At 61.7% G+C, this 6,502-nt stretch carries 7 protein-coding genes and 1 pseudogene; 3 read left to right on the top strand and 5 right to left on the bottom strand.

Annotation, left to right across the window (positions count from 1 at the left end):
- Both QZH52_RS32250 and QZH52_RS32245 read right to left on the bottom strand, forming a co-directional pair.
- Positions 1-160, bottom strand: a 160-nt coding sequence (locus QZH52_RS32250) for a thiolase family protein (protein ID WP_495574037.1), incomplete at its 3' end; no start/stop codon positions are given.
- A 28-nt stretch (positions 161-188) separates the two neighbouring features.
- Positions 189-947: a 3-hydroxyacyl-CoA dehydrogenase gene (locus QZH52_RS32245; protein ID WP_301815163.1), complete on the bottom strand. Its 759-nt coding sequence runs from the start codon at positions 945-947 to the stop codon at positions 189-191.
- Between the two features lie 122 nt (positions 948-1,069).
- Between QZH52_RS32245 and QZH52_RS32240 the strand changes: the two genes are divergently transcribed.
- The gene (locus QZH52_RS32240) at positions 1,070-2,128 is read left to right on the top strand and encodes an AraC family transcriptional regulator (protein ID WP_366919343.1); all 1,059 of its coding nucleotides are present in this window, start codon (positions 1,070-1,072) and stop codon (positions 2,126-2,128) included.
- Between the two features lie 101 nt (positions 2,129-2,229).
- A pseudogene (locus QZH52_RS38900) lies at positions 2,230-2,358 on the top strand (ATP-binding protein); the annotation flags it as partial.
- A gap of 252 nt (positions 2,359-2,610) precedes the next feature.
- On the opposite strand, the gene QZH52_RS32230 reads toward QZH52_RS38900, so the two are convergent.
- The 3 genes from QZH52_RS32230 to QZH52_RS32220 all read right to left on the bottom strand — a co-directional run bounded on the left by QZH52_RS32230 (position 2,611) and on the right by QZH52_RS32220 (position 5,785).
- Positions 2,611-3,384, bottom strand: a complete 774-nt coding sequence (locus tag QZH52_RS32230) for an SDR family oxidoreductase (RefSeq protein ID WP_436411656.1) — start codon at positions 3,382-3,384, stop codon at positions 2,611-2,613.
- Positions 3,385-3,579: 195 nt separating this feature from the next.
- A complete protein-coding gene (locus QZH52_RS32225) occupies positions 3,580-4,590 on the bottom strand; it encodes an alpha/beta fold hydrolase (RefSeq protein WP_301815161.1) in 1,011 nt (336 codons plus the stop codon).
- A gap of 223 nt (positions 4,591-4,813) precedes the next feature.
- Positions 4,814-5,785 carry a LysR family transcriptional regulator gene (locus tag QZH52_RS32220; protein WP_301815160.1) on the bottom strand — a complete coding sequence of 324 codons (972 nt, stop codon included), beginning with the start codon at positions 5,783-5,785 and terminating at the stop codon, positions 4,814-4,816.
- Positions 5,786-5,858: 73 nt separating this feature from the next.
- Between QZH52_RS32220 and QZH52_RS32215 the strand changes: the two genes are divergently transcribed.
- Complete coding sequence (locus QZH52_RS32215; RefSeq protein WP_301815159.1) at positions 5,859-6,491, top strand: GAF domain-containing protein; 633 nt, start codon at positions 5,859-5,861, stop codon at positions 6,489-6,491.
- Positions 6,492-6,502: the final 11 nt, after the last annotated feature.

The following is a 6,502-nucleotide window of genomic DNA, read 5'->3' as shown; positions in this document are numbered from 1 at the left end:
ACAGCACCTCGCCGACGCTGTCGGCCGGGATGCCGGCGCGCTCGACCGCCGCCTTGATGGCGACGCCGCCGAGGTCATGCGCCGAGAGGGATGAGAAGTCGCCCTGGAAGCTGCCCATGGGGGTGCGCGCGGCACCGATGATGACGATGGATTCGGACATAGGATTCCTTGGGGGAGTTGGACCTGCGCTATCTCGGAGGCAACCTGATCGCGCCGTCCAGGCGGATCACCTCGCCGTTGAGCATGTCGTTCTCGATGATGTGCCGTGCCAGCTTGGCGTAGTCCTGCGGCGTGCCTAGGCGGGAAGGGAAGGGCACGCTGGCGGCCAACGCATCCTGCACTTCCTGCGGCATGCCGAAGAGCATCGGCGTGCCGAAGATACCGGGCGCGATCGTCATGTTGCGGATACCGTTGCGAGCGAGGTCGCGGGCGATCGGCAGGGTCATGCCGACCACGCCGCCCTTGGAGGCGCTGTAGGCCGCCTGGCCGATCTGGCCGTCATAGGCCGCGACCGAGGCGGTGGAGATCAGCACGCCGCGCTCGCCGGTGGATTCGGGCTCGTTCTTCGCCATGGCGTCGGCCGCCAGTCGAATCATGTTGAAGGTGCCCAGCAGGTTGACCGCGATGGCCTTGCTGAAGACGGCCAGGGCGTGCGGGCCATTCTTGCCCACCGTCTTCTCCGCCGGCGCCACACCGGCACAGTTGACCAGTCCCGCCAGCTTGCCCAGCTTGAGCGCTGCCGCGACGGCGGCCTGGCCGGCGGCCTCCTGGCTCACGTCGCACTCGACGAAGGTGCCGCCGATCTCGCGTGCTACCGCCTCGCCCTTGTCCAACTGCATGTCGGCGATTACCACCTTGGCGCCAGCCTCGGCCAGCATACGTGCCGTGCCTTCCCCCAAGCCAGAGGCTCCACCGGTCACAATGAACACATTCGATTCGATTCTCAATTCAAGCTCCTAATGATGAGGGCGCCGCCTTAGCGCAGTCTAGGATTCAGTTGGTCCAATGGCGATGCCCGTGCGCCCCAGGCTCAGTGAGGTAATCGGGCATTTGAGATAGGCTAGGAGCCATGAGCAGGCCACGCCCGAGTACCCGACGCACGGCAGAAATTGCAGACTCTCGTCCAAAGGGGACGATCTCGGTCGATTTGGTGCGTGAGGCCGTCCAAGTTGCAATCGAACGCGGATTCGATGTTCCCTCCCTGCTCGGCCATAGCAACATTGACGCCGACCTAGTGAGAGTGCCTAGGGCCCGGGTCACAGCGACTGCCTATGCACGCCTCTGGGCAGTCTTGGCAGACGCAATGGATGACGAGTTCTTTGGAATGGACAGTCATCCCATGCGACGCGGCAGTTTTCGCCTCATGTGCCAGGTCGCCATGCAGGCGCGTACGTTGGAGCGCGCGTTGAACCGGATACTCGCATTTCTCCGATCCATCCTCGACGATTTTCGCATTGAACTCCTCATAGACGGCAACAGGGCGATACTGCGTGTCCATGACCGTGGTGAAGCGCGACGCATGTTCGCTTATGCAACTTTGCTGATCCTAGTGCATGGCCTTTGCTGTTGGCTGGTAAGACGCAGGATACCGCTGCTCGAAGCAAGCTTCAGGTGCTCTGCGCCTCAAGCAGTTGATGACTACCGATCTCGCTTTTGTGCATCAGCAACGTTCGATGAACCCGTCACGCAGGTGAGTTTCGACGTCAGTTTTCTTGTACTCAAGCCGACCACCACTGAACTCGGCCTGCAATCGTTCCTCAGAGGCGCTCCGGCAAACCTGCTGGTCAAATACCGGGATGACGCCGGTCTCGCGGCAAGGATTCGTAGTCGCCTTCGTCGAGAACGACCGAATGAGTGGCCTGACCTCAACGGACTGGCGCAGGATATGGGGATCGCCGCTACGACGCTTCAGCGGCGCCTGCAGGGCGAAGGCACCGCATATCAGGCGGTGAAGGACGAGTTGCGGCGCGACATCGCGATCGACCTGCTTAGTGATTCGGCCAGATCGGTGGCGGAAGTTGCCGACCAAGTGGGTTTCCAGGAGACGAGCGCTTTTCACCGTGCATTCAAGAAGTGGACAGGCGTAAGCCCCGGAGCTTACCGACGATCGACGCCGCGCCCGCCGTAAGGAGGATATCAGGCGACACGAGTCATCTTCCGTAGGTCGATACGGCGGCACGTTTCAAATCCCGATACGCCGCGATGCGCGATCGGGAACCATGCGCGCCCAGCCGCTACAGCTTGCTGATCGTCGACGAGATCGGCTACCTGCCGGTCGGCTCGGGCGGCAGCAACCTGTTATTCCAACTCGTCAACGCCTGCTGCGAGCGCCGCGCCATGGTGATGACGGGCATCCGCAGGCGCGCGGCCTTTCTGGCCGAGATGGACCGGCTAGATGGAGCTGCGTTGAACAGGTATAGACCCTTAGGCCATTTCGGGGTCACACCTTGGAGGCTCAAGTCCTCAGCGATGTGGAAGAGTCGCCAAGTGGACCACGGATGGCGGTGAAGGCGCCCACATCGGGCGCCATGGCAACGCGCCCGATGCGATGGCGCCGTTCCACCGCCTATTGGCCCGGATCGGATCGGGGCGAGTAGGCGCATGTTTCTCCTAGGCCGTTGGTATGGTCCCCCCATCAATCACATACTCCGTACCAGTGATCGCCGCAGCCAAAGGCGACGCAAGAAACGCGATAAGGTTGGCAACCTCGGCGGGCTTGGCTGGTCGACCAAGCGGTATTCCGCCAAGCGACCTCATGATGATTTGCTTGCCGCCCTCATAGTCCGTGCCTGCTTGCGCAGCTAGCCGCTCTGCAAGTGCAACTGCGGCCTCGGTCTCGATCCAACCCGGCGATACACGCACTACACGGACGCCATTGGGAGAGACCTCCTTTGACAAGCTTTTGCTATAGGTTGAGAGAGCCGCCTTGGCTGCGGCGTATGCCGTTGTCGCCTCGGGCAACGGAAGCGAGTGCTGAATAGAAGTGACGTGGATGATCACCCCCCCTCCCTGCGCCAGCATTCCGGGGAGCAAGGCTCTATCAAGGCGCACTGCTGGCATCAGGTTGAGATCCAGTTCCCGCCGCCACTGGTCGTCGCTCAGTGCCGCAAAGCCGCCGCCAGGCGACGATGAGCCTCCTAAAACATGGATGAGGACGTCTACGCCGCCCAGACGCGTGCTAGTGGCCTTTGCGACCACGTCGCATCCTTCAGCTGTCGTCAGATCAGCTGCGACGAAAATATCCTCTGATACATCGTCGGGCCGATGCCGCGCCGTCGTCAGGACGTTGGCGCCAAGTTCTTGGAATAGCTCAACCACGGCCCTTCCCGCACCCTTGGTACCGGCCGTGACTAGGACCCGCTTCTCGCGGAATTCGATCTGCATGGGCATCATTGAATCTCCAGATATCTTCGAAATTTCGTACATAGGAGCGCTTTCGTGTTCCAGGTTACTCGTGCTTCGTGTACGAAGCTTGCGGCTGGGGCAGCCCTCCGAATGTGGCTCGGCACACACTCTCAGAGTGCGCAATCCACGATACCGGAGACGAGCCTTCCTTCGCCGATAGAGCGACCATCATGTCTAGCCCTTCACGAAAGCCAACAGATCGGGGTTGATCACATCCGCGTGAATCGTGAGCATGCCGTGGGGGTAGCCTGGATAGGTCTTCAGCGTGCCGTTCTTCAGCAGCTTGACCGACAGCCGAGCGGCGTCGTCAATCGGGACCACCTGGTCGTCCTCGCCGTGCAGCACCAGGGTCGGAACCGTGATCGCTTTGAGATCCGCGGTCTGGTCCGTCTCCGAGAATGCCTTGATGCCGTCGTAGTGCGCCTTGGCCCCTCCCGTCATACCCTGGCGCCACCAGTTGCGTACCACCGGCTGCGACACCTTAGCCCCAGGGCGATTGAAGTTGTAGAACGGACCCGATGCCACCGCTTCATAGAATTCAGCGCGGTTTGCCGCAAGTGCCGCACGAAAATCGTCAAACACCTCGATGGGCGTTCCACGGGGATTGCCGGGCGTTTTCACCATCAGCGGCGGCACCGCGCTGACCAGCACGGCTTTGGCCACCCTGCCCCGCGGCTGGCCGTAGCGCGCGACATAGCGAGCCACCTCCCCGCCACCTGTGGAATGGCCAATATGCACCGCATCGTGGAGGTTCAAGTGCTCTGCTACGGCCGACGCGTCTGCGGCGTAGTGGTCCATGTCGTGACCATCCGAGACCTGCGACGAACGACCATGGCCCCGGCGATCGTGGGCGATGACCCGATAACCGTGCTGCAGGAAGAACAGCATCTGTGCGTCCCAGTCGTCCGAGGAGAGCGGCCAGCCATGGTGGAAGACGATCGGTTGGGCGTCGCGCGGCCCCCAGTCCTTGAAGAAGATCTGGGTGCCATCCTGAGTGGTGACGTACAGACCGCCTTGGGCGGCAGTCGAACGCGAGGCGCTTGGCACGCGTGTGGCCGCGTCTGCGGCAGCCGCAACGGCGGTAAGGCTAGCAGCAGCCGTGGCGCTCGCGCCTGCGAGAAGCAGGTTGCGTCTTCCTGTTTTGCGAGGAGTATCAGCGCAGCTTTCAGCCAGAGGGGTGGACATTGGAGGGCTCCTGAAGTGGAAGTGATTGAGCCCCTATCCTCGTCAGCGGCGGTTACGATACCGTTCCTTGCAATCCGCTGAATATTTCAAACGACATGCGCGCCCTGTAGCAGCGACTGGCCCCTCAAGTCGCTCGCGGCAAGCACAGATAAGCCGCCATGGAAGCCCGTTGCAAGAGGGGTTCGACCGCCAGTGCCCTGAGTGGGCACGCAGAATTGAGCGCTCAGCGTGCGCTCTTCATCATTCGCTGTGCGGTCTCATTCACCGCGCGGCGCAGTGACTGTACTGTGGGGTGCACCTCGACTTCCTTGAGCGTGAAGAAGCTGACGGGAGGCAGATTCCAGCTCAATCGGTAGGGCAGCGCCGCCCAGTCGCATGAGCGCTCCATGTCAAGCATCACGTCGCGCGCGAAAATGGTGACGGCATTGGGTTCATGCCGTAGCACCGTCTCGATGCTGCGTAGCGAAGTGGTCTCCAGGATCGGCATGGGCGGCTGCACTCCCGCACCGACGAAGATCGCGTTGTAGGTCCTGCGCATGGGCGTGTTGGGCGGCGGAAGGATCCAGTCCAACTGCGCGAGCCGCACCCAGTCCAGCGCCCCACGCGAGAGCCTCTTGACGTTCTTCGCACCGACCACCAAGCAGGGTTCCTGCTCGTAAATGGCCTGCTGGATCAAACCACTCGCGTCGCCGTCATAGGAGCGCCCGATCGCGCAGTCGATCTCGCGTGCGACCAAGCTGGCGACCAGTTCGTCCGTTGTGCCTTCGCGCACCATCACGGAAATCCGCGGCGACCGGTCGAGCAGATGCGTTAACGCGGATGCCATGAGCTGTTGGGGCACCTGCTGCGTCAAGCCCAACCGAATTCGTCCGCTGCGACCCGCTTCGAGTGAGGTAAGTACACGCGTAGTTGCCTCAAGTTCAGCGAGCCAGCGCTTGGCGCAGTGCAGCGCAGCCTCGCCCGCAGCGGTCGGCACAAGCCCGCGGCTCGTACGGTCGAAGAGCCGGCTGCCAAAGATGTCTTCGACTTCGTGCAGCGCCTTGGTGATGGCAGGCTGGCTGAGTTGCATCTGGTCTGCCACCCGCACAAGCGAGCGGTGTCGATCAACGGCCTGCAGCAAAGTCAATTGCCGCAACTTCAGACGAGAAAGCAGCGAATGCTGCAGTGCAGCAGCGGGGTCGATGGTGCCAGGCAATCCTTAACTCCACGGTTATAGGTCTATGAGAAATTATTTCACTTTTGTGAAGCTCAAATCCTAGAATTTTTCCATGGACTCGATCAACGCCCCGACGACCACGGCCCTTACGACGGAGTTGCTGGACGACCTCGCCGACTCGCGAACCGCCGATCAGGCCCTGCAGAGGATCGATCTGCATCGTTCGTTGATTGCCTGCGGCGGCATCTTCAGCATCCAGCAAAACGTGACGACCGCGCACGATGCTGCCGGGGAGATCCTACTGCGTCGCTTCTATTCGTCGGAGGGCGGCGCTTTCCCGGTCAATGGCGCCAAGCGCAAGACCCTGACGCAATGGACCCAGTGCCTCTTCGTGCAGGGTCGGGTGTTTGTCGGCGAAGGGGAGGATGTTCTTGCCCGGACCTTCGACGACTTCGACCAGATGCGTGCACACCAACTACGCAGCGTCGTCAACGTGCCGATGATGCATGGCAATCTCTGCTACGCCACCTTCAACGTCTTCGGAACACGCGTCTCTTGGCAACCAGAGCAAATCCTGGCGATCCGGCTGCTCGCACTGACCGCTGCGCGCTGGGTCCATCCGGTGGCCGGGCTTTCCTACAGCTTTATGAATGCGGGCGCCGCTGCAGCAGCCCAGGACGAACCGATGGCAGCAGCGCAGCCGAATCGAGAGGTCGAGACCACTCGGTCGCTCCGGATCAACTGAAAAGGAAATGC

The sequence above is a fragment of the Variovorax ginsengisoli genome (genome assembly GCF_030486595.1).
GTDB lineage: Bacteria > Pseudomonadota > Gammaproteobacteria > Burkholderiales > Burkholderiaceae_C > Variovorax > Variovorax ginsengisoli_B.
The sequence above is the reverse complement of the archived record's forward strand: the minus strand, read 5'-3'. Positions and strand labels throughout refer to the sequence as shown.

Excerpts from the sequence above, each read along its gene's own strand:
- QZH52_RS32225 (WP_301815161.1), bottom strand. The coding sequence starts at position 4,590 with ATGTCCACCCCTCTGGCTGAAAGCTGCGCTGATACTCCTCGCAAAACA.
- QZH52_RS32230 (WP_436411656.1), bottom strand. The coding sequence starts at position 3,384 with ATGCAGATCGAATTCCGCGAGAAGCGGGTCCTAGTCACGGCCGGTACC.
- QZH52_RS32215 (WP_301815159.1), top strand. The coding sequence starts at position 5,859 with ATGGACTCGATCAACGCCCCGACGACCACGGCCCTTACGACGGAGTTG.
- QZH52_RS32240 (WP_366919343.1), top strand. The coding sequence starts at position 1,070 with ATGAGCAGGCCACGCCCGAGTACCCGACGCACGGCAGAAATTGCAGAC.